Annotated in this window: 23 protein-coding genes; 10 read left to right on the top strand and 13 right to left on the bottom strand. The window is 61.6% G+C overall.

Going from position 1 to position 22946, the window contains the following annotated elements:
• Positions 1-26: 26 nt before the first annotated feature.
• Positions 27-800 (top strand): cyclase family protein, encoded by a 774-nt coding sequence (locus M2360_RS25685; protein ID WP_280778237.1) that lies wholly within the window; start codon positions 27-29, stop codon positions 798-800.
• 381 nt (positions 801-1181) lie between these two features.
• Here M2360_RS25685 and M2360_RS25680 read toward each other — a convergent pair whose 3' ends face one another.
• Entirely contained in the window at positions 1182-2639 is a 1458-nt protein-coding gene (locus M2360_RS25680; protein ID WP_280778236.1) for an FAD-dependent oxidoreductase, read from the bottom strand.
• Positions 2640-2759: 120 nt separating this feature from the next.
• On the opposite strand from M2360_RS25680, the gene M2360_RS25675 reads away from it, so the two are divergent.
• Complete coding sequence (locus M2360_RS25675; protein WP_280778235.1) at positions 2760-3674, top strand: LysR family transcriptional regulator; 915 nt, start codon at positions 2760-2762, stop codon at positions 3672-3674.
• Positions 3675-3740: 66 nt separating this feature from the next.
• On the opposite strand, the gene M2360_RS25670 is transcribed toward M2360_RS25675, so the two are convergent.
• The 9 genes from M2360_RS25670 to M2360_RS25630 form a co-directional block, all read right to left on the bottom strand.
• Positions 3741-4601: a Pnap_2097 family protein gene (locus M2360_RS25670; protein ID WP_280778234.1), complete on the bottom strand. Its 861-nt coding sequence runs from the start codon at positions 4599-4601 to the stop codon at positions 3741-3743.
• 3 nt (positions 4602-4604) lie between these two features.
• Entirely contained in the window at positions 4605-5876 is a 1272-nt protein-coding gene (locus tag M2360_RS25665; RefSeq protein ID WP_280778233.1) for an MSMEG_0569 family flavin-dependent oxidoreductase, read from the bottom strand.
• An 11-nt stretch (positions 5877-5887) separates the two neighbouring features.
• Entirely contained in the window at positions 5888-6175 is a 288-nt protein-coding gene (locus M2360_RS25660) for an MSMEG_0570 family nitrogen starvation response protein (RefSeq protein WP_280778232.1), read from the bottom strand.
• Complete coding sequence (locus tag M2360_RS25655) at positions 6168-7325, bottom strand: MSMEG_0565 family glycosyltransferase (RefSeq protein ID WP_280778231.1); 1158 nt, start codon at positions 7323-7325, stop codon at positions 6168-6170. Before M2360_RS25655 ends, M2360_RS25660 begins: the two co-directional genes overlap by 8 nt.
• The gene (locus M2360_RS25650; RefSeq protein WP_280778230.1) at positions 7322-8296 is read right to left on the bottom strand and encodes a sll0787 family AIR synthase-like protein; all 975 of its coding nucleotides are present in this window, start codon (positions 8294-8296) and stop codon (positions 7322-7324) included. The genes M2360_RS25655 and M2360_RS25650 overlap by 4 nt, the downstream gene beginning before the upstream one ends.
• Before the next feature lie 2 nt (positions 8297-8298).
• Positions 8299-8841 (bottom strand): MSMEG_0567/Sll0786 family nitrogen starvation N-acetyltransferase, encoded by a 543-nt coding sequence (locus M2360_RS25645; protein ID WP_280778229.1) that lies wholly within the window; start codon positions 8839-8841, stop codon positions 8299-8301.
• Positions 8838-9956, bottom strand: coding sequence for an MSMEG_0568 family radical SAM protein (locus M2360_RS25640; RefSeq protein WP_280778228.1), 1119 nt, complete (start codon positions 9954-9956; stop codon positions 8838-8840). Before M2360_RS25640 ends, M2360_RS25645 begins: the two co-directional genes overlap by 4 nt.
• Positions 9883-10926: a Nit6803 family nitrilase gene (locus M2360_RS25635; RefSeq protein ID WP_280778227.1), complete on the bottom strand. Its 1044-nt coding sequence runs from the start codon at positions 10924-10926 to the stop codon at positions 9883-9885. Before M2360_RS25635 ends, M2360_RS25640 begins: the two co-directional genes overlap by 74 nt.
• An 82-nt stretch (positions 10927-11008) precedes the next feature.
• Positions 11009-11491 carry an MSMEG_0572/Sll0783 family nitrogen starvation response protein gene (locus tag M2360_RS25630; protein WP_280778226.1) on the bottom strand — a complete coding sequence of 161 codons (483 nt, stop codon included), beginning with the start codon at positions 11489-11491 and terminating at the stop codon, positions 11009-11011.
• A 338-nt stretch (positions 11492-11829) separates the two neighbouring features.
• On the opposite strand from M2360_RS25630, the gene M2360_RS25625 reads away from it, so the two are divergent.
• Complete coding sequence (locus M2360_RS25625; protein ID WP_280778225.1) at positions 11830-13233, top strand: PLP-dependent aminotransferase family protein; 1404 nt, start codon at positions 11830-11832, stop codon at positions 13231-13233.
• A gap of 138 nt (positions 13234-13371) precedes the next feature.
• Here M2360_RS25625 and M2360_RS25620 read toward each other — a convergent pair whose 3' ends face one another.
• Positions 13372-14280 (bottom strand): LysR family transcriptional regulator, encoded by a 909-nt coding sequence (locus M2360_RS25620; protein ID WP_280778224.1) that lies wholly within the window; start codon positions 14278-14280, stop codon positions 13372-13374.
• Positions 14281-14443: 163 nt separating this feature from the next.
• On the opposite strand from M2360_RS25620, the gene M2360_RS25615 reads away from it, so the two are divergent.
• The 7 genes from M2360_RS25615 to M2360_RS25585 are packed head-to-tail and all read left to right on the top strand — an operon-like array spanning position 14444 to position 20868.
• On the top strand, positions 14444-15568 hold the full coding sequence (locus M2360_RS25615) for a BMP family ABC transporter substrate-binding protein (RefSeq protein WP_280778223.1): 1125 nt from the start codon (positions 14444-14446) through the stop codon (positions 15566-15568).
• Between the two features lie 35 nt (positions 15569-15603).
• A complete protein-coding gene (locus M2360_RS25610) occupies positions 15604-16707 on the top strand; it encodes an ABC transporter permease (RefSeq protein ID WP_280778250.1) in 1104 nt (367 codons plus the stop codon).
• On the top strand, positions 16704-17627 hold the full coding sequence (locus tag M2360_RS25605; protein ID WP_280778222.1) for an ABC transporter permease: 924 nt from the start codon (positions 16704-16706) through the stop codon (positions 17625-17627). The genes M2360_RS25610 and M2360_RS25605 overlap by 4 nt, the downstream gene beginning before the upstream one ends.
• Positions 17628-17662: 35 nt before the next feature.
• Entirely contained in the window at positions 17663-18343 is a 681-nt protein-coding gene (locus tag M2360_RS25600) for an isochorismatase family cysteine hydrolase (RefSeq protein WP_280778249.1), read from the top strand.
• A complete protein-coding gene (locus tag M2360_RS25595; protein ID WP_280778221.1) occupies positions 18340-19878 on the top strand; it encodes an ABC transporter ATP-binding protein in 1539 nt (512 codons plus the stop codon). The genes M2360_RS25600 and M2360_RS25595 overlap by 4 nt, the downstream gene beginning before the upstream one ends.
• The gene (locus M2360_RS25590; RefSeq protein ID WP_280778220.1) at positions 19878-20543 is read left to right on the top strand and encodes an isochorismatase family cysteine hydrolase; all 666 of its coding nucleotides are present in this window, start codon (positions 19878-19880) and stop codon (positions 20541-20543) included. The genes M2360_RS25595 and M2360_RS25590 overlap by 1 nt, the downstream gene beginning before the upstream one ends.
• Entirely contained in the window at positions 20536-20868 is a 333-nt protein-coding gene (locus M2360_RS25585; protein ID WP_280778219.1) for a cupin domain-containing protein, read from the top strand. The genes M2360_RS25590 and M2360_RS25585 overlap by 8 nt, the downstream gene beginning before the upstream one ends.
• Before the next feature lie 88 nt (positions 20869-20956).
• Here the strand turns inward: M2360_RS25585 and M2360_RS25580 are convergent, their stop codons facing one another.
• On the bottom strand, positions 20957-21838 hold the full coding sequence (locus M2360_RS25580; RefSeq protein ID WP_280778218.1) for a carbon-nitrogen hydrolase family protein: 882 nt from the start codon (positions 21836-21838) through the stop codon (positions 20957-20959).
• A 2-nt stretch (positions 21839-21840) separates the two neighbouring features.
• Positions 21841-22941: a P1 family peptidase gene (locus tag M2360_RS25575; RefSeq protein WP_348529579.1), complete on the bottom strand. Its 1101-nt coding sequence runs from the start codon at positions 22939-22941 to the stop codon at positions 21841-21843.
• Between the last annotated feature and the right edge of the window lie 5 nt (positions 22942-22946).

The raw sequence follows: 22946 nt of genomic DNA, 5'->3' as shown, positions 1-22946 counted from the left end.
CGCGAGGCCCTTTCAGGAGACAGACCATGAAAATCGTCGATTTGTCCGTCGCCATCGACAATGATACGCCTGCCGATCCTCCAGGGCTTGGGCCAAAAATCACCTATTCCGATCATCAGGCCGGCGCGGACGAAGTCATGCGTTTCTTCCCTGGTCTCGACCGAGCAGACCTGCCGGGCGCGGAAGGCTGGGCGGTGGAGCAGTTGACGCTGACGGCGCATGCCGGCACGCATCTGGACGCGCCCTGGCATTTCGCCTCGACCATGAATGGTGGCGAGCGCGCCTGGACGATCGACGAAGTCCCGCTTGACTGGTGCATACGCCCAGGCGTGAAGCTCGATCTTCGCCATTTGCCGGATGGGCATGTCGCGACCGCAGACGAAGTGCGCGCCGCCGTCGAAGCGACAGGCGCTCCTCTCCAGCGATTTGACATTGTGCTCGTCAACACCTCGGCGGGCGCGACTTATGGTCGGCCGGATTATATTGGCCGCGGTTGCGGCATAGGCCGTGAAGCGACGCTTTGGCTCTTGTCGCAGGGAGTGCACATCACCGGCACGGACGCCTGGTCCTGGGATGCGCCGTTTCGGATCACCGCCGAACGCTTTGCCGTCACGGGCAATGCCGGCCTGATCTGGGAAGGCCACAAAGCCGGGCGAGACGGCATTTTCCTGCATATGGAAAAACTGACCCGGCTTGAAGAACTGCCTGCGCGCGGCTTCACCGTCTCGTGCCTGCCGGTCAAGATCCGCGGCGGCTCAGCCGGCTGGTGCCGGGCGGTGGCGATGTTTCCGGAAGACTGACGAAGATTGAACTTGCGCGATTTAAAGACGGCCCTCTTTCCGTGATGGAATGAGGGCCGCTTCGGTTCGACATAGTGCGAGAATGACTCTGCGGAGGAGATCGTCAGGCACAGGCCCGGTGAAAACCGCTCGTTGCGGGCTGTGGCCGAGGCCGCCAGGTCATTCCTACATTTGCCACTCGGCCTTCATCAGTAGAATTTCCGCTTATCCCGGATCTGCCCGCGATGGGCGGTCGCCACCGCCCAAACGCTATATTGAGGATCAGGCACAGTCGCAGAGCAGTCTGCAATCCGTCCCAGCGGGTCCTCGCATGACGAAGACCCAAAATAGGCAACCAGTTATCATTTTCGGGTCAATTACTTTTTTGCAATTGCCCCGACCCTATATCGCTCCGCTGATATAGGCGTGCGCCGTTTCCGCCGCGATGCGCCCGGTGTTCAGCGCAAACCCCATCGATGTGCCAGGGAAAATAAACGGATAGCTGTCGCCATAGATCGAACACGCATCGGTGCCGGCGGCGTAGAGGCCGGGGATCGGGCGCCAGTCCTTGCCCACCACTTCCGCATTCTCATTGATTTTGATGCCGCCGGCGCTGCCATAGGCGCTCGGGAAATGCCGCGCCGCATACCATACGCCGCCGGTCAGCGGGCGGAGATAGCGCCGCTCCTTGTTGAACTGCGCGTCATAGCCTTGGGCGCAGTAGCCGTTATAGGTTTCCACGACATTGCTCAGCGTCTCGCCGTCGATGCCGGTTTGCGCCGAGAGCGCTGCGAGCGTGGGAGCGCGATAAAAATTGCCCTTGCCGCTGGCGAGATAGGCGTCGATCGTAGCCTCGGCGTCGTCGAAGCGCTCCTTCGGGAAAACGCGATTGCGCGTGTCGAAGTCCCGCTTCATCTCCTCAAGGATGCCGCTGTCGAACAGCAGGAAGGCCGTCTTGTCCTTTTGCTGGGCGATGGCGTTGGCGGTGAAGGTGACATTGGGCATGACGGCTTCGTCCATGAAGCGCTTGCCGAGCAGATTGACCATCAGATGCGGCTGCCGGCAGGCCTCATGAAGGGCGGGCGGCACAGTGAGCGGGTCGGGCATGCCATAGACCAGTTCCATCCCCATTTCGGTCTTCTGCGCGCCGGCCTCCCAGGCCATGCGGATTCCGTCGCCGGTGACCCCGGGTATCTTGAAGGGAAAGATATCCTTGTCGAGTTCGAAGCCCGTATGGTCGCGGATCATCGCCTCGCTATTGCCGAACCCGCCGGTGGCGATCACGACCGAGCGAGCGCGCACGCTGTGCGGCGCGGCGCCATTCTCTGATATGACCAGGCCGGTCACCTTGCCGTCTTCCGTGATCAGGCGGGAGACCGGCGAATTCAGGTGGATCTTTACGCCGAGCTCCAATGCGCGCTGCGTCAGGATCTTCATCATCGTGGCGCCGCCCCCGGGACCCGGAGGCCCGTTCTCGGGCTGCAACAGATGCCAGGTGGGATAGGATCCAGAGAAATAGGTCGCTGGCTCGGCAAAAGTCACGCCCAGGCTCTCCAGCCAATGGATGGTGTCTCCGGATTTGTTGAGGAAAGCGCGCACCAGATTGGCGTCGACCCGCCAATGCGTATAGGTCATGAAGGCTTCGAACGCCTCGTCGCGCGTGGGGCGGAATAGCCGGGCGCGCGTATGCCGGCTTTCGATTCCCAATGGCCCCATGCCGCGATTGGCGGTTCCGCCGGTTGTCGCATTCTTTTCAAAAACCTCAACCGCGAGGCCAAGTTGCGCCGCCGCGACCGCTGCCGCCAGACCGGCTGCTCCTGCGGCGACAATCGCCAGATCCGTTTCCGTGCTGTTTTCCATGTCGTTCCTCCCGAACGTCGAATTGCTCTCCACGGCCTGTTGTATTGCGCGCCTCCCATAACTACAAATTCATCTCATTCACCTGACATTCCTTGTGGGAATGAAAAGCGAGAGACATTCATGTATCGGGAACTGGGGCATTTCATCGTCTTGATCGAGGAAGGCAGCGTCACCAGGGCAGCCGCTCGGCTCGGCCTGACGCAGCCCGCCTTGACCAAAAGTCTGAGGCGGCTTGAGGACCATCTCGGATTCCAACTGGTCGAGCGCGGCCCGCGTGGCGTCGAATTGACAGAGGAGGGGAGAAGCGTTTTCAGTCACGCCAAGCGGGTTGACGCTGAGATGCGCCATCTCGAACTCGACGCGCGCGCGGTCGGGCTCAACCGGCGCAAGTCGCTGCGGATCGGCGCCAGCCCGTCCTGGAGCGTTGGCTGCGTTCCGGAATTGGTGCAACGCCTGGCCGCGACGGATATGGATCTTTCAGTGTCCGTCCATGTCGATCTCGAGGCGCGCCTCGTCCGCCTTCTGGCGGATGGTGAAATCGACATCGCCCTGTGCAACACGGATATCGACCCTGGCGATTCGCGCGTGACGGGCGACGCCCTTGTCCATGTCGAGGTGCGCCTGGCCGGACGCATCGGCCACCCGTTGTTGGGCGCGCCGTTGGGGGACCTGTCCGGCGTGTTCGCCTGCGACTGGATCGACTATCATGACGCGCTTGACCAGCCCGCCTGGGGCGGCGGGGATATCCGCAGTCGCGTGCGTGGTAAGATCGTCAAGACCTCATCCTGGCTGAACGCCCTGCTGATTGCGGCGCGAACAGACGGTTTGCTGCCCTTGCCCACCAATGTCAGCCATTTCCTCCCCGCTGTCGGTCTGACTTTCATCGATGGCGTTTCCCCCCTTGCAACATTCAATGCCGGCATTTGGCGCCGCGATTCCTTTGCAATGACGAAAACTGGCCGCGCCATCTCGATAATCGCGAGAGAACTCATGCGCAGTGTCCACAGAACAGATACGTCATTTTCCAGGCCATAACCTGCGGCTCGATTGCACGTTGGCGTTGGGCAACGGGTTGACCACGATCCTTCGATGATTTGGTCCTCATGGCAGTTCCTTGGAAGACATGAAAAGTTTCGCGATCACATCACCGGATTGCCGTCTGATCTGGCCATTGAACACGTCGCCGTTGTCTGACGCTGCGACCAAGTCAAAGATGAGGCCTTCGCTCCTTTCTATATTACCGAGAAAAAAGACATCCCGCCGTTTCAACGGTTCGCGTTCGGGAAGCCAGGCGTCGAGAGCGCGCTCCGCAAGAGCCTGGAATTCCGCAAAATAGAAAAGACCGGCGCCATTGAACTCCTGAGAGACCGCAGGATCGTATCGAAATGATCGCAGGGGCTCCTTGGCTGTGACTGGCAGGCCCCAATAGGTCGCTATCCGTAAATTGCGAATATCTGCGGCGGTCTTTGCGAGTTGGTTGAATTTGTAGGGGGCCGCCTCTGACGTTAGCACCGCTGCGCGTGCAAGAGAATGATTGCACCCGTGAATTTCCCTGCGAACGAAGGCGGAGATCAATTCCACCCGTCCGATTTTGCTCCCTTCGGCGAAGAGGTCGTGGCTCGTCGCGATCTGGGTGCGCGAGACGGTCGACAGCTCTGAACGGATGGTCAGGATGCTGTTTGCCCTCACGCATTCCAGGCGCGCTTCGCATAGCGAAGTCGCACAGATGGCCGCATAGGCTTGCTCTCCATCGACAGTGCGGAAATCGGCGTCGTCCATGCCGAGATCGCGCGCCAGCATCAACCAATGCCGATGTCCCAACTCCTTCATCAGCCAGGTTTCCGACAGGCCGTGCGGCGTCAGATGCGGCATGCCGACGAGCAGGTGCGGGTCGAGCGCGCGGTCCATAAGATCGCGGCTCGATGGTTCGTCCAAAATAGCGGGCCGGAAAGCGAGGTTCATCGCTTATCCGTTCGCCGCTTGTTTCAGCGGACGCCGTGCCCGCTCCAGCCGCGTCGCCAGATGGTCGACCACATATTCGGCGTCCTTGCCAACGGCGAGGAACCGACCGGATCCCCAGGTCCAAAGCCAGGGAAGGCCCAGTACATAGACGCCGTCCATCCCGGTTACCCCACGTCGCTGGACGGGATATCCGGTCCCGTCGAAGATAGGCAATCCAACATAGGACCAATCGGGCGTAAAGCCTGTCGCCCAGATGACGGATGTGACGCCTTCAGCTTCGAGATCCAGTTCTGTCGTTTCGTGCTCCGGTTCCCAGAGCGGGAAATAAGGGCTGCCGGCCGGCGCGTCGATGCCCTTTTCCGCGATATGGCGATCGATAAGCGCGTTGATGCCGTTATAGACGCGGTCGGCTCCATCGAGATTGCTCTTGAGGTTTGGCTCGAACAGCATTTTCCCTTTGGAAACGCCCGCCATCCGTCCATAAAGGGCCATGCCTTCCAGCGCGAATTTTCTAAGGTCGATATCGCGCCCGCCATCGCGACCGGTCAGATAGTGGTTGGTGTCGTGCTTCTTTTTAGACATGCCGTTATGGGCGACGGTGATATCGTATTGGCCGATATCCGCCAGCCAGTCGACGACGTCTCGGCCGCGGTAGAAGCGGGCGCAGCGCGGGGCGTTGCCGGTGACCATATGCACCTTGCGGCCGGCCAGATGCAGGTCTTCGGCGATCTGGCAGCCGGACTGGCCGGAGCCGACGACGATGACGGCGCCCGGCGGCAGTTGCGCGGGATTGCGGTAGTTGGCCGTGTGGATCTGGGTGATTTCATCGGGGAGACGTTCCGCGGAACGCGGCGCGAAGGGCTGGCTGTAGAGGCTGGTGGCGAGGATGACGTTGTCGGTCGTGACGGTCCCGGCTGACGATTCGACGCGGAAAAGACCGCCGAACTTCTCCAGCGCGGTAACGCTCACGCCCTCGAAAACCGGCGCGTCGACCTTTTTGACGAAGCGATCGACATAAGCGACGATCTCATCCTTCACCATGAAGCCATGCGGATCGGCGCCATCATAGGGATGGTCGGGTAGTTGGCATTGCCAGTTCGGGGTGACCAGGCAAAACGCATCCCAGCGCTCGTCCTTCCATTTATGGGCCACGGTCTTCTTTTCGAACACGACATGGTCGAGCCCGTGTTTCTTGAGGTAATGGCTGGCGGAGAGGCCTGCCTGGCCGCCACCCACCACAACGGCGCTATAATGGGATTTCAGGGATCGGGTCATCTTGGGTCCTTTCAAAGGATGAAGGTCTCGCAGCGGACGCGGGCGTCCGCGCGCTCCAGAAAGGGGAGGGCTGCGGCTTCGATGCGGGCGAGTTGGTCGTGTGCCGCAGAACAGGCAAATCCGTATTTTGCGGCGACCCGATCACTGGCGATGGTGAGCGCCTTTCGGCTGCGGTCGACAAAATCCGCCACCGGATAACTTTCACCCTCGGTGAAAAAGTCGCGAATGACCAGGGAGGGTGAATAACAGGTCTCTTCCTCGCCATCCGGCCAGGTGATGACAAAGCGGATCTCAGGCATGAACTGCCTCCTTCAATCGTGTGTAAGTGGAAAGATGGGATTCCGCGACCCGCCGCCATGTGAAGCGCCCCGCGACCTCCATGCCGCGCGGGATGACACGTTCGCGGATCTGCGGAACCAGACCCAGGGCCATGGCTTCGGCAATCGAAGCCGAGTGGCGGGGATCGCACCAGAGGGCGTCGTCGCGGCCCAGATATTCGGTAAAAGGCGCAATCGATGGCACGATGGCGGGAACGCCGCTCGCCAGGGCCTCTAGAACGACGAGACCGAAGCCCTCTTTCAGCGAGGGGAACACCAGCGCGTCGGCGAGCCGGTAGAGGTTCGGCATATCATCATCGGACACGGCGCCAACCAAGTGAACCGCGCTGGCATCGTCGTGCAGCGCCCGCAAATGGGACTGGAACTCGTCCTGATAATCCCGGTGGTCGAGCAACGACACTCCTCCGGCGATAACCAGTTGCGCATCCGGCCTGACGGCGCGAAGCTGTCGAAATGCATCTAGAATCCCGAGCGTGTTCTTGCGCGCCTCGATTCCACCAATGCTCAAGAAAATCGGGCCGGCGGGAAGGCCTATCCGATCGCGCAGCGCGGTCTGTTCGCCGCTCCAGGTGGGGGCGAAACGGTTGGTGTCGACACCGTTGCCGACCACGGTTGCATCCACGCCGTGGCTGTCGCGCAAGACGTCCCGCCATATCTTGCTGACGGAGAAGAAGGCATCGGCGCATCGGATCGAACGGTCCTGAAGGGCCATGAGGCGCGGATCTTCAAACTGATCGATGTGGTGGACGGTGCGCACGAAACCCGAAATCAGGCCCCGCTCCTTCATCGTCGCCAGAGCATTGCCCGAAATGCCGTCATGGGCATGGAAGACGTCGAAATCTCGATGCGCCGCGGGTTCGAAATAGCTGACATAATCGGCAATACGCTGCTCCACCATGGCCGTCATATCCGCTAAAGCTGGCCCGACCTGCAGGCAGGCCGTCTTACAGGCGGGAGTGCGGAAGAAACCTCCGCCCTTGACGTCAGGCGCGTGCAGCGTCAGCGCGTGACCTTGGGCTGTCAACGCCTCGGAAAGCTGCATCGCATGCACGACGCCGCCGCGCGGATTGGTGGAATGGGTCAGCATGGCGATGCGAAGCGGCCGGATCATCGGCAATCCTCCGTCGGCCCAAGCTGCATGAGGGGTGTTGTCGCATGGTCGCGGATAAGGATGCGCCTGGATCCGTCCGTGATCGAGACGGCGCTGCCAGGCTGCACAGCTCCAATAATGGCGGCGGAAATCGCGCGGCCCGCAAACCGGTCGAGCACAGCATTGACATTGTCAGGCGCAACGGACAGCAGATAGCCAAAGCTCGGAAAGGTGCCCAGCCAGCGGTCGAGGCTGACGCCGGAGGGCATTGGGATGGCTGCAACTTCGATATCGACGCCGACACCGGAACATTCGGCCAGCATGATCGCCGTGCCGATGATCCCGCCCTGGCTGATGTCCTTGGCGGCAAGACAAAGCCCTGCTTCCGCGATCTGCGGCAGGATGTCGAGATCGCCGCGCAGCCTGTCAGCCGGCGCATCGGTCGCGGCTTCCCAGTTGTCGAAGGGGGCGCGGTAGCGGCCGCGATGATCGACGGCGGCAACCAGCACGTCGCCGGGGCGAGCGTCGAAGCTGGTCAGCAGGCGTTTTGCGCGCCCGACAATGGCGACGGACAACTGGCCCCGGTCGGTGCGGATATTGGTGTGACCGCCGACAATCGGCACGCCATAAGCCTCTGCCGCTGCCCGCATGCCGTCCAGTATCGGAGCTGCGCCCGCCTCGCCATCGGCCCAGACAGCATCGACCACGGCGGTTGGCCGGCCGCCCATGGCGACCACGTCGGAGATATTGACCATGACGCCGCACCAGCCGGCAAACCAGGGATCAGCGGCGACGAAGGCGTTCATGAAGCCTTCGATGGCGAACAGCAGGTAGCCGTCCCCGTCAGGGAGGGCGGCGCAGTCGTCCCCCACGGGGACAGACTTATCCTTGACGCCGAGCCGCGCGGTGACGCCGCCAATATCGTGTTTGGCCGCGATCCCGTTGCTGGCTCGTAGCTTTTCTGCGAGCGCGGCGAGGTCGACATCCGCCATCGTCATGCCGCCCGTTTGGCGAGCGCCACGAAACCCGCCTCCGGCGTGGCGCAAGGCGGATACCAGCTGAGATCCGCCTGCATCCGCAAGTGCGGTTTGCCGTAGATCTCGAATTCTTCGACCACATCCCAATGCAGGCGGCGAAACAGCAACCCGTTCTGCACCTGAACATTGGCCAGGAACGTGTGGCAACCCATGGCATTGGCGGAGGAAACGGCAAGCCGGATCAGCGTGGCGCCGAGCGCGCCGATCTTGCGGAAATCCTCGTGGACGGCAAGGCGCGAACCCCACCAGAGACCCGGCTGTTCCTCATGGATGCGCACTGTGCCGACCACCTGGTCGGCGGCAACGCCGAGCATGGAAAGCGCAACGATGGGGGTGGCGGAATCGTCGATCGCGTCCCGGTCGTCGTTCTGGAAAATTTGCTGTTCACGGCAGAATACTTCCCGGCGAAGGGCATGGGCCTGGCTACGTTCCCAGGCCGATGTCGCGAACTTCACCTGGAATTCGCTGGTGCGGAAGGGCGAGAAGGGTTCGATCATCATTTGGTCAGCATCCTTTCATAGGTGGAAAGGGCGGAGCAGGCGCCGCATTTGCCACAGCCGGCCTTGATGTCCACGGCTTTCAGGCCGCTTTGGACAAGCAGTTTCGACAAGGGCCCGAGGATCGAGTGCATGAATTCGGGTTTTGGCGCGGGATGGCTTTCAAGCGGCGTGCCCGAGATCGGCACGAAGGGCACGACAAAGGGATAGACGCCTGTCGCCACCAGCCTTTCGCAGATGTCGAGGATGGCTTCGCGTGTGTCGCCAAGGCCTGCGAGGATATAGGTGGAGACCTGTCCACGTCCGAATATTTGGACCGCCGTCTTGAAGGACGCCATATATTTCTCGATGCCGACCTGCGCCTTGCCCGGCATGATGCGGGCGCGGATCTCCGGCGTCACCACTTCGAGATGCATGCCGAGCGCATCGACTCCGGCTTCCTTCATGCGTGAAAACCAAATGTCGTCTTCCGGCGGCTCACATTGCGCCTGAATGGGAATATCCACTGCCGCCTTGATGGCGCGAGCGCTGTCCGCCAGCACCGCAGCGCCCCGATCGTCGCCCTTCGGCGTGCCCGTGGTCATCACCATATGCTTGACGCCATCGAGCTCGACGGCGGCCTTGGCGACTTCGGCAAGCTGCGCCGGCGTCTTGTGGGCGACAGTACGTCCTGCCGCCAGCGACTGGCCGATGGCGCAGAATTGACAGGTTTTCGTGCGGCTCTGGTAGCGTATACAGGTCTGCAACACGGTGGTTGCCAGCACGTCGCGTCCGTGCAGTACGGCGATCTGTGAATAGGGAATGCCGTCTGCCGTCGAGCGCTCGTAAAAACGGGGGCGCAGGGGGAAGGAGACTTCGCCGATGACCCGGCCGTCACGACTGATGCGGCTGTTACCCGCTTCATCCGGTCTTTCGACAAGGTAGGGGCTTTCGAAGGCGGGCGCCGTGTGCACCGGGACCATGACCGTCATGCCGTCGATAGTGAGCGCTTTGTGATCGGAGGGGCCAGCGCCGCCGCGGCGGCTCTCGTGGCCGGCCTTGGGATCAACGAGCCTCGCGCCGAACGACTGCAATTCGTTGATCAGGGTTTCCGTCGAAAGCTGGGGTCTGGTGTCCATGGGTATTGCTCCCTGTCTGTGCGGTTTCGAGGAAAGGATGAGCGGCTACCATCGTGTTTGCCGGGCGGTCGTTGATGACGAGATGCAACAGTTCCGGGCGCGCATAGTGGCCCACGGAATCCATCATCCGCTTGCGTTTGAGGATCAGGCTCATGTCGAGATCGGCAATCAGGATGCCTTCACCCTCGGTGATCGGCGGCGCCAGGTGCTTGCCTTCCGGAGAGATGATCGCCGTCATGCAGCCGCCGCGCAGGGCCTTCTGCAGGCCCTCGTCCGGGGTGATGGTTCGGATCTGCTCATCCATCAGCCAGCCGGTGGCGTTGACGACGAAACAGCCGCTTTCCAGCGCATGATGGCGGATGGTGACTTCCATCTGGTCGGCGAAGATCGGACCGACCATGGAGCCTGGGAATTGCGCGACATGGATTTCCTCATGCTGCGCCATCAACGCGTAGCGGGCGAGGGGATTGTAATGTTCCCAGCAGGCGAGCGCGCCGATGCGTCCGATCTTGCTGTCGACCACCTTGAGGCCGGAGCCATCCCCTTGGCCCCAGATCATCCGCTCATGGAAAGTAGGGGTGATCTTGCGCCGCTTGAGGACAAGGGTCCCGTCGGCGTCGAAGATGAGCTGGGTGTTGTAGAGCGTGCCATGATCCCGCTCATTGACGCCGAGCGCAACGACCATGCCGTTTTCGCGGGCTGCTGCCGCTACCGCGTCGGTCGCAGCACTGGGAACTGTGACCGCCTCCTCATAGAGCCGCAAATGTTCGCGGCCGGAAAGGACCGGCGGCAGGACGAAGGAAAAATAGGGATACCAGGGGACGAAGGTCTCCGGGAATACGATCAGTTCGGCGCCCTTGGCTGCGGCTTCGCGGATCGTTTCAAGCACCCGGGTCAACGTCTTGTCGCCTGAGGTGAGATCCGGCGCGATCTGTGCGGCGGCGGCCCGAACTGTCCTGTTGTCAGCCATGACGATTTCCTTGAATTGAGGTGAAGGAGGCGGAGCGGACCCCGCCTTCCGAACGCGCCAAGATGGACGCGGATGAGTGGGGTTACAGCGTCCAGGTGTCCAGGATGACAGCGCCCGCGCGGCGGTGGATCAACATGAGATCGAGCACATCCAGCGGGCTGATGGGAGTGATGCCGGGAATGAGGGCCGGCTCACCGTGGCCATAAAGCGCCTGAAGGGCAAACCGGCAGGCATAGACCTTGCCGCCTTCCTCCAGAAAGCCCTTGATCTGGTTGTTGAAGTTGAGATGTCCGGGGAAAGCTTCGGAACCGAGTTTGGGGAAACCGCGCTGGATGCCGAGCGTAACGCCCGGGCCATAGAGCAGTACGGAGGTGTCATAACCCTTTCGCTTCAGACGCTTGGCCTGGAGCAGGTTGACAAGGCCGATCGAGCCTTCGAAGGCGACGGTGTGGAAGGTGATGAGGGCTTTTTCACCTTCCATCGCCTGGACATCTTCGAATACCTTTTCCTCATAGTCGACGAAGAAATCTCCATCAGCGTGGGCGGGGGCGGTGATAGCGGGCATGAAATGGCTCCTGTTTTGACCTCGGCCCAGGGCGGGCCACTGCCATTCAATTGCAATGGGTGTGCCAGTCCGCGTTTTGCCTAATATCAAATCAAAACCGCATGATCTGCATTCAAGTATGCATTCAATGTTGCTGGGAATATCTCGCTCACGCTAAACTCTGGGCAAAAATCTGGTGAACTCGTAGGCGCGTTGATCGACTTTGAATGCAGTCAATGTGCTGTCACTTCTGCTTGGCAAACGGAAAGCGCGTTGCTGCCGAGTTGAGCAGTCGCTTTTTGCGTGACAGAGCCGGAAAGCAACAATATACGGTCAATGTTCACGATAGATGAGTTGTCATGAAATCCTGGCTTCCAGACCTCTCCCGCAGCAGCGGCCCACGCTACATGGCGATCGCCGACGTCATCGAGATGGATCTGAAGAGCGGCAAGCTGCTGGTTGGCGACAGGTTGCCGCCACAAAGAGAGCTTGCGAAACGCTTGGCGATCGATTTCACCACCGTTGCGCGCGGCTATGTCGAGGCGCAAAAGCGAGGACTGGTTGCCCCCCATGTCGGACGCGGAACTTTCGTCACGGGCGGCCCCGAAAAGGAACGGCGCGGTTTCGTCTCGCAGGCCGCGCTGGATGCGAGACGCACCTCCGTCGTCGATTTTTCGATGAATATGCCGCCGGAACCGGATGATCCGGATCTTCTGGCGCGTATGCAGGAGGGGCTCTCCGCCGTATCCACCAATTTGATCCCGCTGCTGCGCTATCAGGGTTTTGGCGGCGCCGGAATGGACAAGGAAGCCGCCGCTTCATGGCTTAGTCGCCGAGGACTGGTTCCCTCGCAAGAACGTATCTTCGTGACGCCCGGGGCGCATCCGGCGCTTTTGGCGATTTTCGGGCTGTTGGCAAAGCCGGGTGAGTTGGTGCTGTCGGAGAATATAACCTATCCCGGCATGCGCTCGATTGCCGCTCAGCTTCGCCTTAATCTTGTGGGGTTGCCGATGGACGATGAGGGCGTCATTCCCGCTGCGTTTGCCGAGATGTGCAAAACCGGCAAACCGAAGGCGCTCTACCTCAATCCGACGCTTCAAAACCCGATGACGCTGACGATACCGGAAAAGCGGCGCGAGGAAATCTGCGCTGTCGCCCGCAAATATCACGTCCCGATCGTCGAGGACGATGCGTATGGGTTTATTCCGCTGCACGGCCCGGCTCCGCTTGCGGCCATGGCGCCCGACCTGACCTGGCATATCGGTGGACTTGCAAAATGCATCGGCGCCGGCCTGCGGCTGGCCTATGTTGTCGTGCCCGACACCAGGGCGGCGTGGCCCTTCGCCAGCGCCATGCGCGCGGCCAGCGTCATGGCGTCACCGCTCTCCACCGCCCTGGCCACGCGCTGGATAGAGGATGGCACAGCGGACAGTATCCTGCGCTTCATCCGCGCCGAAGCTGCCGCTCGCCAGGCCCTGGTGGCGAAAGTGCTGCCGGCAGGCAGCTACAGAAGCGACCCAATCAGCTTCAATATATGGTTGCCGTTGACCAACGGATGGACTCGTTCGACCTTCGGGACCCAAATGCGTAACTCCGGCATTGGCGTGGTCGCAAGTGACGCATTTACTGTTGATGGCCAGGCCGACGAAGCCGTGCGCATTTGCCTCGGCGGGCCAATAAAACGCGATACCCTCAAGAGCGCGCTCGAGTTCATGGAGCACGCTCTTGCGGGCTCTCCTGAAATGGCCGGAACCTTTTTCTGAAATCCCGCCGCAACGTCAAAATTGCTGAAGCGCCGGGCGAATGTTCGGTGACGGAGTCGTGACCGGACCGCAGACCGTTGTCAGCGCAAAAGCGATATTTGGCGGGAAATAGCGCCGGTTGACGCTGTTTCGCGCCATCTATGATGCCTCGAACTGACTTGCGAGCGCGCTGGTGAGTTGGGAGGCGAAGCGGGCGGCTGCAACCGGCAGGGTACGCCCCTTCAACTGGCCGAGATAAAGAATTCCTGCGGGCACATCGCGACCATCCACCGGGCGGGAGATCAGCCGGCCGGTGGATGTTTCTTCGGCAAGTCCGATCGGGATCTGGAAGGTCAGGATGTTTTCCGACACGGCGTGATTGCGGAGAAATTCGAAATTGTCCGATTGGATGACCGGGTCGAGGCGCACCCCGGCGACCCGCATGGCGATGTCGAGCAGATGCCGGACGCCATAGGGCGTGGTGGGAAGCGATATCGGATAATCGACGCAATCTGAAAGGCGCACATTTGTCTTCGCCGCAAGCGGATGATCCCAGGACATCACCACGTGAACCGGCTGGCGCACCCGGATCAGGGTCATGAAATCCGTAAGCCGGACGGGTTCGAACACCACGGCAAGATCGGCGCTATGATCGACGAGCGCCTGTTCGGCGGCTTCTCGGTCGCGCAGATGCACGCCGAACGTCACATTCGGATGTTCCTTCCGGTAAAGCGCGATCTGGCTGGGCAGAAAATAAGGTAAAAGCGCCTGGCTGCAGGCGATGGAGACATGACCCCGCCGCACCCCCGAAAGATCAGCGATCTGCGACCGCACCCGCTCCATATCGGAAAGCTGGTTACGGATGTGGTGGATATAGATCTCGCCGGCTGCCGACAGACGCACGCCATGCGGCATGCGTTCGAAAATCGGCACGCCGAGTTCCGCTTCCATCGCCAGAATGCGGCGATTGAGCGCCGTCGAGGTGATTGCCAGCGTATCTGCGGCCGCGCGGATGGACCCGGCTTTCACCACAGCGTCTATATAGCGGATGGACGAGAGATAGCGCATGGCGGGCCTTTCCGAGCTGCTGCAATTCTTGCAGCGGTCCAGCCAAAACATAGCACAAGACAGAAGCGCGTCTATCTGGATTACTGACGGCGAAATTCAAAGGCGCGGGCCGCTCGGAGCCATAAACGCGCAACCGGTCTAACGAAAAGTGGGGAACTTTCGCATGTCCAAGATCCTGATGCCCAATCGTCGCCAGTTTCTGCAGAGCACGGCCGGCATGGCCGGCGCAGCCGCCCTTTCCGGCATCCTGCCCGCAGGAATGGCGCGCGCCGCCGGGCTCACCGTCGGCTTCATTTATGTCGGTCCGAAAGACGACTTCGGCTACAATCAGTCCCATGCCCAGGGGGCCGCAGCCGTCAAGGCGATGGAAGGCGTCACTGTCGTCGAAGAGGAACAGGTTCCCGAAACCGTCGACGTCCAGAAGACCATGGAAAGCATGATCGGCTTTGACGGCGCAACACTGCTGTTTCCGACATCCTTCGGCTATTTCGATCCGCATATCCTGGCCGTGGCCCCGAAGAATCCCGCCGTGCGCTTCGAGCATTGCGGCGGCCTGTGGACGCCGGACAAGCCCAAGAATGTCGGATCCTATTTCGGCTATATCGGCATGGGTCAGTATCTGAACGGGATTGCCGCAGGCCATGCGACAAAAACCAAGAAAATCGGTTTCGTGGCCGCCAAACCCATTCCGCAGGTGCTGTTGAACATCAACTCCTTCCTGCTCGGCGCTCGCGCCGTCGACCCCACGATCACGTGCCATGTCATCTTTACCGGCGAGTGGTCGCTCGCCGTCAAGGAGGCAGAGGCTACGAATGCTCTGGCCGATCAGGGCGTCGACGTGATCACCTGTCATGTGGACGGCCCCAAGGTGGTCATGGAAACAGGCGCAGGCCGCGGCATGTTTCTGTGCGGCTATCACGCCAACCAGAGCGCGCTTGCGCCTGAAAAATATCTGACGGGCGCTGAATGGAACTGGGGCAAGGTCTATACCGACATGGTCAAGACGACGCTTGCCGGCGGGACGATCGAAAACTTTGTGCGCGGCGGCATCGCCGATGGCTTCATCAAGATGAGCCCGCTTGGCCCGGCCGTTTCGGAACAGGCGCGCACTCAGTTCGAAGCGGTGAAGGCCGAGATTATGAAGGGCGGCTTTGCCGCCATCAAGGGCCCGCTCAAGGACAACAAGGGCAATGTCGTGGCGACAGAGGGACAGGCCTTCGTCGAAACGGATGTGGCGCTGGAAAGCATGAGCTATCTGGTCGAAGGCGTTGTCGGCTCCACCTCCTGACACGGCATCTGAAGACTGGAGGGCAGACCATGAGCATGCAGGCCGAACTTGTGGCGTCATCCACCGGGCGGGCGGGCTTCCTGAGTGAAGCCGGAGCCCGCCGCATCGAGGCAGCGATCCTGCCGCTGGCGGCGCTGTTGGCCGGGATGGCGGCATTCGCCGCCTTTCTCGCAGTGCTCGGCAAATCGCCCGTCGACTTCTACCTGCTGGTCTTCAAGGCTGGTTTCGGGACGGCCTTTTCGTGGACGAACACACTGGCGCGCGCAGCGCCTCTGCTGCTGGCGGCGCTCTGCGTGGCGCTGCCTGCAAGGCTCGGCCTCGTCATTATCGGCGGCGAAGGCGCGATTGTTCTGGGCGGTGTGGCGGCGGGCGCCGTCGCCATGCTAGCGCCGTCAATGCCGGCGCCCATCGGCATCGCCTTTATGGCGATCGCGGCCATGGTCGTCGGCGGCGTATGGATTGGCGGCGTCGGGGCGCTCCGGCGGCTGCGCGGCGTCAACGAGACCATTTCGAGCCTGTTGATGGCCTATATCGCTATCGCGCTCATGAACCACCTCATCGAAGGCCCGCTGCGCGATCCCGCAAGCCTCAACAAACCGTCCACCGCGCCGCTGCCCGAAGCATGGCGCATCGGCGAGATCCCCGGCGTTGGCGTGCATTGGGGCCTTGCCGTCGGCATCATCGCCTGTATTGTGAGTTGGGTGCTGATCGAACGCACAACCTTTGGCTTTGCAGCCCGGATCGTCGGCGGAAATGTTCGCGCCGCGCAGATCCAGGGACTTCCGGCGGGCGTCCTCGCCATCGGCTTCACAGCCCTCGGCGGCGCTTTTGCGGGCCTTGCCGGCATGTTCGAGGTGGCGGCGGTCCATGGTTCGGCCAATGCATCGCTTGCGGCGGGCTATGGCTACACCGGCATCCTCATTGCCTTTCTCGCCCGCCACAACGGTCTGGCGATCATCCCCGCGGCCATTCTTTTCGCCGGCTTCGAAGCATCGAGCGGGCTGGTTCAAAGACGCATGGACATGCCGGATGCGACGGTTCTGGTGTTGGAGGGCATGGTCTTCATCGCCATCCTCCTGTCCGACACGCTTCAGGGTCGGCTGCGGTTCATGTCTATCTTCGAGCGGAGGCAGAAATGACTGACGATATCGGTCTGTGGGGCGTGCCCCTCGCCATCCTCGGCGGCGCGATCCGCGTGTCCACGCCGTTCATCTTCGTCTCCATAGGCGAATGCCTGACGGAACGCGCCGGACGCATCAATCTCGGGCTGGAAGGCACGCTCGTCTTCGGCGCTTTGAGCGGCTATGCGGTGGCCTATCACACAGGATCGCCCTGGCTGGGCGTCATGGCCGCCGCCTTTTCCGGCCTGCTGTTCGGCCTGTTGCATGGCTGGATCTGCAAGCTGCCGCGTGTCAACGACATCGCCATCGGCATCGCGCTGATGATCTTCGGGACCGGCCTCGCCTTCTTCTTCGGCAAGCCCTATGTGCAGCCTGTCGCGCCTGATCTCCCCGCAATACCACTCGGCTTCTTGTCCGGCCTGCCGCAGGTTCAGGCGGCTCTCAACGTCAATGTGCTTTTCCTCATTGGGATCGTTCTGGCTTTTGCAACCGCCTGGATGCTGAAAAACACCCGAATCGGGCTGACCATAAGGGTCACCGGCGACAGCGCCGACGCCGCCCGCGCGCTCGGAATCAACGTCAACCGTGTGCGGCTGTGGAGCACGGCGGCGGGCGGCGCTCTGGCCGGCGTCGGCGGAGCCTATCTCTCGCTCTATTATCCCGGCAGCTGGAATGAAGGCATTTCCTCCGGACAGGGCCTGATGGCGGTTGCGCTTGTCATTTTCGCCCGCTGGAATCCTGTTAACTGCCTTTATGCCTCGCTGCTGTTCGGCGGCGCTGGAGCACTCGGGCCGGCGCTGCAATCGGTCGGCGTCACCAGCGGCTACTATCTCTTCTACGCCGCGCCTTACGTGCTCACTCTCGGACTTCTGGTCGCGACCAGCTCGACCACCCGCGCCATGCCTTCGGCGCCTGGCGAACTCAGCATCACCAAATGAAAAGCGCCGTGTCCGGCGACATGCGAATGGAGACTATGATGACCACCATTCAGGCTGACCCCTATCTCTGGCCGTATAACGGCGATCTCAGGCCGGAAAACACCGCCCTGATCATCATCGACATGCAGACGGATTTCTGCGGACCGGGCGGCTATGTCGATACGATGGGCTACGACATCTCGCTCACCCGCGCGCCGATCGAGCCGATCAAGTCGGTGCTCGGGGCCATGCGGGCGAAAGGCTACCACATCATCCACACGCGCGAGGGCCATCGGCCCGACCTGTCCGACCTGCCGCCGAACAAGCGGTGGCGCTCGCGCCAGATCGGCGCCGGCATCGGCGACGCCGGTCCCTGTGGGCGCATTCTGGTGCGCGGCGAACCGGGCTGGGAGATCATCGACGAGCTCAAGCCGCTTGAAGGCGAGCCAATCATCGACAAGCCCGGCAAGGGCTCCTTCTGCGCCACCGATCTCGAACTGCTTCTTCGAACACGCGGCATCGAGAACATCGTGCTCTCTGGCATAACTACTGATGTCTGCGTCCATACAACGATGCGGGAGGCCAATGACCGCGGCTTCGAATGTCTGCTTCTCGAAGACTGCTGCGCGGCGACGGACCCCGGCAATCACGCCGCCGCGATCAAGATGGTGAAGATGCAGGGCGGCGTATTCGGCGCGGTCTCCGACAGCGCCAAATTCGTCGAGGCCCTGCCATGAGGGTTCCGCCGCTTCAGCACGAAACGCCATCGCGCGCCATAAGTGTGGAAACGATCGGCATGACCATGCGCTTCGGGTCCTTTACGGCGTTGAACGACGTGTCGATCAAGATAGACGCCGGTTCGTTTCACGTCCTGCTCGGGGAAAACGGCGCAGGCAAATCCACCCTCGTCAAATGCATGATGGGCTTTTATCGGCCGACGTCAGGGCAGATGGTGGTGGAGGGCCGCGAAGTGGACGCGCCAGACCCGCGCGCGGCTCATGATCTTGGTCTCGGCATGGTCTACCAGCACTTCACGCTCGTGCCCTCGCTGACGGCGGCCGAAAATCTCGTGATCAGCCGCAATGACGTGCCGACGCGCATTCGCTGGGAGAGGGAACGCGCAGCCCTTGCCGCCTTCATGGAAAAGATGCCTTTCGCCGTGCCGCTGGATGTTCCCGTCGGCAGACTGGCGGCGGGGGAAAAGCAGAAACTGGAACTGCTCAAGCAACTCTATCTCGGGCGTCGTTTCCTCATTCTCGATGAACCGACCTCGGTGCTGACGCCGGCAGAGGCGGATGAACTGCTCGGCATGGTGCGCGGTCTGACCACCAGCGGCGACCTCACCTGTCTGATGATCTCCCACAAATTCCGAGAGGTGACGGCCTTCGCCGACGAAATCTCCGTGCTCAGGCGCGGCGAACATGTCGGCGGCGGCAAGGTCACGGATCTGTCGACTGCGGACATGGCGGCAATGATGATCGGCGAGAAAGAACTGGTGCGGCCAGCCGCTCGTCTCGTTCACAATGGACAGCCTGTTCTGACAGTCTCGGGCGTGACGGCTTCCGACCGCTCCGGCTTGAAGACCATCGCGATTGATGAACTCCAGGTTAAGTCCGGCGAGATCGTCGGCATTGCCGGCATTTCCGGCAATGGCCAGATGGAGTTGATGGAGATCCTGTCCGGCCAGCGTCCGGTGTCGGAGGGCGCAATCGAGGTCTGCGGCGCGCCATTTCACGCCACGCGCAGCCAGGTGCGCGCGTTGAATGTCCGTTTTTTGCCGGAAGAACCGCTGCGCAACGCCTGCGCGGCGAAAATGAGCGTCGCCGAGAACATCTTCTTCCGCGATTTCGACTTTGCCGAAGGCAAACCGAAATTCTGGCTCGACAACCGTCGCATGGCGGCCTTGGCTGCCCGTCTGGTCGGCGAATACAAGGTGAAGACGGCGTCGCTGGACACGCCGATCGCAGCGCTTTCGGGCGGCAATGTCCAGCGCGCGGTTCTGGCGCGTGAATTCAATGGCAAGGTGGATCTCCTGCTGATCGCCAATCCCTGTTTCGGGCTGGATTTCTCGGCGGTGGCGGAAATCCGCGCCCGCATCATGGCGGCGCGCAATGCAGGGACGGCGGTTTTGCTGATCAGCGAGGATCTCGACGAAATCCTCGAGCTTTCGGATCGCATTCTGGTCATGTCGGACGGCGGCATCGTCTATGAGACACCGGCGGCAAATGCGGATATCGGGGACATCGGAAAACACATGGCGGGACATCACTGATGGCGACGATCAAGGCGCGTCCCTTCGACTTCACTCTCATCCCGGACAAGACCGCGCTTATTGTCATCGATATGCAGCGCGATTTCATCGAGCCGGGCGGCTTCGGCGCGACGCTCGGCAACGACGTCTCGCTGTTGCAGGCGATCGTGCCCGCCACGGCGCGGCTGATCGCCGGCTTCCGCAAGGCCGGATTACCTGTCATCCACACGCGGGAATGCCACGCAGCCGACCTTTCCGACTGCCCGCCGGCCAAGCGGACGCGCGGCAAACCGTCCTTGCGCATCGGCGATCCGGGCCCCATGGGCCGCATCCTGATTGCGGGCGAGGACGGAGCGGATATCGTTGAGGCTCTCTATCCCCTGGCTGGTGAAACCGTGATCGACAAACCGGGAAAGGGCGCGTTCTACGCAACTCCTCTCGGCGATATCCTCGCGCAAAAAGGCGTTTCCCAACTGGTGTTTGCGGGTGTGACCACCGAAGTTTGCGTTCAGACCACCATGCGCGAGGCGAATGACCGTGGTTATGAGTGCCTGCTCGCGACGGACGCCACCGAAAGCTATTTCCCCGAATTCAAGAAAGCCGCCATCGACATGATGACCGCCCAGGGCGCGATCGTCGGATGGGCGGCCATTGTCGATGAGATTGTTGAGGCCCTTGATGACTGACACCCTGCATATGGCGCAATTCCTGACGAGCGGCTGGCGTCACTGCGCGTTCGAACATTTTCGCGACGGCGTCGAGATTTGCCGTATCCTGCGCGGCGAGCCGGAACTGGCGCTTCTGCGCTATGCGCCGGGCGCCAGCGTGCCGAAGCATCGGCATACAGGGCTGGAGACGATCCTGGTGCTCGAAGGCTCGCAAAGCGACGAATACGGCCATTACGGACCGGGCTCGCTGGTCGCCAATCCCGAGGGCAGCATCCATTCCGTTTCATCGGAGGAAGGCTGTGTCGTGCTCATCCAGTGGACCAAGCCCGTCGAGATTCTCTGACAACCGGAGGTGTCGCTTCATGCGGCTGTAGGGCAAATCATCAAGACGCCCGTGTGCGCAACGCCGCTTTTGCGGCCGGGATCGTGAGCTACAAAGGCCGCTTTCTCATCGGCTCCAGAGGACCGAGCCTGTCCAGATAGGCCGATGTTTTTCCGGGCGCATAGATGTCGAATTCGCTTTCCCGGTCGCGCCAGGATTTCAGCACCTGACCAAGCCCGTTGGCGCCGTCGCGACGCGCCTGACGCACAAGCCCGAGATCGAGCATGACCGGGAAAATTTCCGAGACCTGCCCGGCTTGATAGGCGGTGTTGCCGCTTGGATCGGCGACCAGAGAGCGGCCATTGCCGCCGCCGTCGAGACCGTTGACATCAACAACATAGCACTGGAACATCGCCGCCGTTGCCTTGGAGATCGCGTTTTCGGCGGCTCGGTCGGTGGTGCCGGTCAGCGTCGGATGGATCAACACTTCGACGCCCATGCTCGACAGGGTCCGCATGATCTCGGGAAACCAGATGTCATAGCAAATGCTGAGGCCGAAGCGTCCGACGCGCGGCACGTCGAAAGCGAGAACCGAAGCGCCCGCAGCCACGCCCGACTCAAACGGCTTGAACGGGAACATCTTGTCATACTGGCCCTGAATGGAGCCATCGGGGCTGATGACGACGGCGTGGTTGAAGACCAGGCCCTCGCGCCGGACATACATTGACCCAGGGATGATCCAGACCCCGTGCTTGACCGCCAGCGCCTGGAATACCTCGATATCCTTCGATGGATCGGGCGAGATGCGCGCGTCGAGCGGGCCATGCATGGCAAGCTCGGAAAAGACAATCATATCGGTTCCGGGAAACAGCGCCATGGTCTCCGCGACCTTGGCGCGCATGGCGGGGATATTGTCCTCGGTCAGCGATACCGGCATCTGCACACCGGTCACCAGAAATCGTTCGTCTTCTCTTGCCTGGTTGAGAGCCATGATCAGTCTCCTTGCTTTTGTCCGCCGGCGCGCCCATGGGCGGCCATGATGGCCATCAGTCGATCGGTGTCCAGAGCGGGGCAGATATAGCCTTGCGGCTTGAAGGTCTCGACATCTTCGCCCGCAACGATGGCGTTGATCACGCTTTCATCGACTGCTTCAACCGCTGCTTCATAGAAGGGGTCCAGCTCTTCCCAATTGAGCGAATGGCGCGTGATGACCGACCCTGCATGCAGCGAATTTGGCATCTCATCGGCCACGGAAAATGCGAGGAAGATATCGCCGGACCCGTTTCCGCCCGGCGAGCCGGATCGTCCGATGCCGATCGAGGCGCGTTTGGCCAGTTGCCGCAGGATGGCGTCCGACAAAGGCGCATCTGTCGCGATGACCACGATGATGGAGCCGGTTTCCTTGGTTTGACGCCAGTCCTCGCCCATTTCGCGGCCGACAGGCACGCCCAGCACCGTAAACCAGGGGCGAATGCCGAAATTGGCCTGCACCAGCACGCCCACCGTATAGGTCTGTCCGCCAATCACCACCCGTCGCGACGAGGTTCCGGTGCCGCCCTTGAAGCCATAGGCGATCATGCCATTGCCACCGCCTGTGGAGCCTTCCGCCACGGGGCCGGAGCGGGCGTCGTTCAGCGCCGCCAAAGCGTGTTCCGGCTTGACGAACATCGCATTGATATCATTGAGGCAGCCGTCATAGGTCTCGGCGACGACAGGCATCGCCCAGGCGTGTTCTTCCTTGAAATGCTTGGCGTATGTATCGATCATCCAACGCGTGGCGCCGGTGTGCACAGCGCCTACGCCATGGGTATTGGTGATGCAGACCGGTCCGACGAAGTAACCCGCGTCATTGATCCAATGGACGCCGGTCATTTCGCCATTGCCGTTGAGGGTGTGAAATCCCGCCCAGACCGGATGGGGGCTATCCTTCTCGGCGCGCGGGATGATCGCGGTGACGCCCGTGCGCATGTTCTGCGCCGGATCCGTCAGCGTGCAAAAACCCACGAGAACGCCGGGCACATCGGTGATGGCGTTGTTGGGGCCAGGTGCGCCGGGAAATGGCAGGCCAAGCGCGCGGGCGCGGGGTTTGGTCATGGAAG

The sequence above is a fragment of the Rhizobium sp. SG_E_25_P2 genome (assembly GCF_029892285.1).
Classification (GTDB): Bacteria; Pseudomonadota; Alphaproteobacteria; order Rhizobiales; family Rhizobiaceae; genus Rhizobium_E.
Note: the sequence above shows the minus strand (reverse complement) of the source record. Positions and strands in the feature narration are given on the sequence as shown.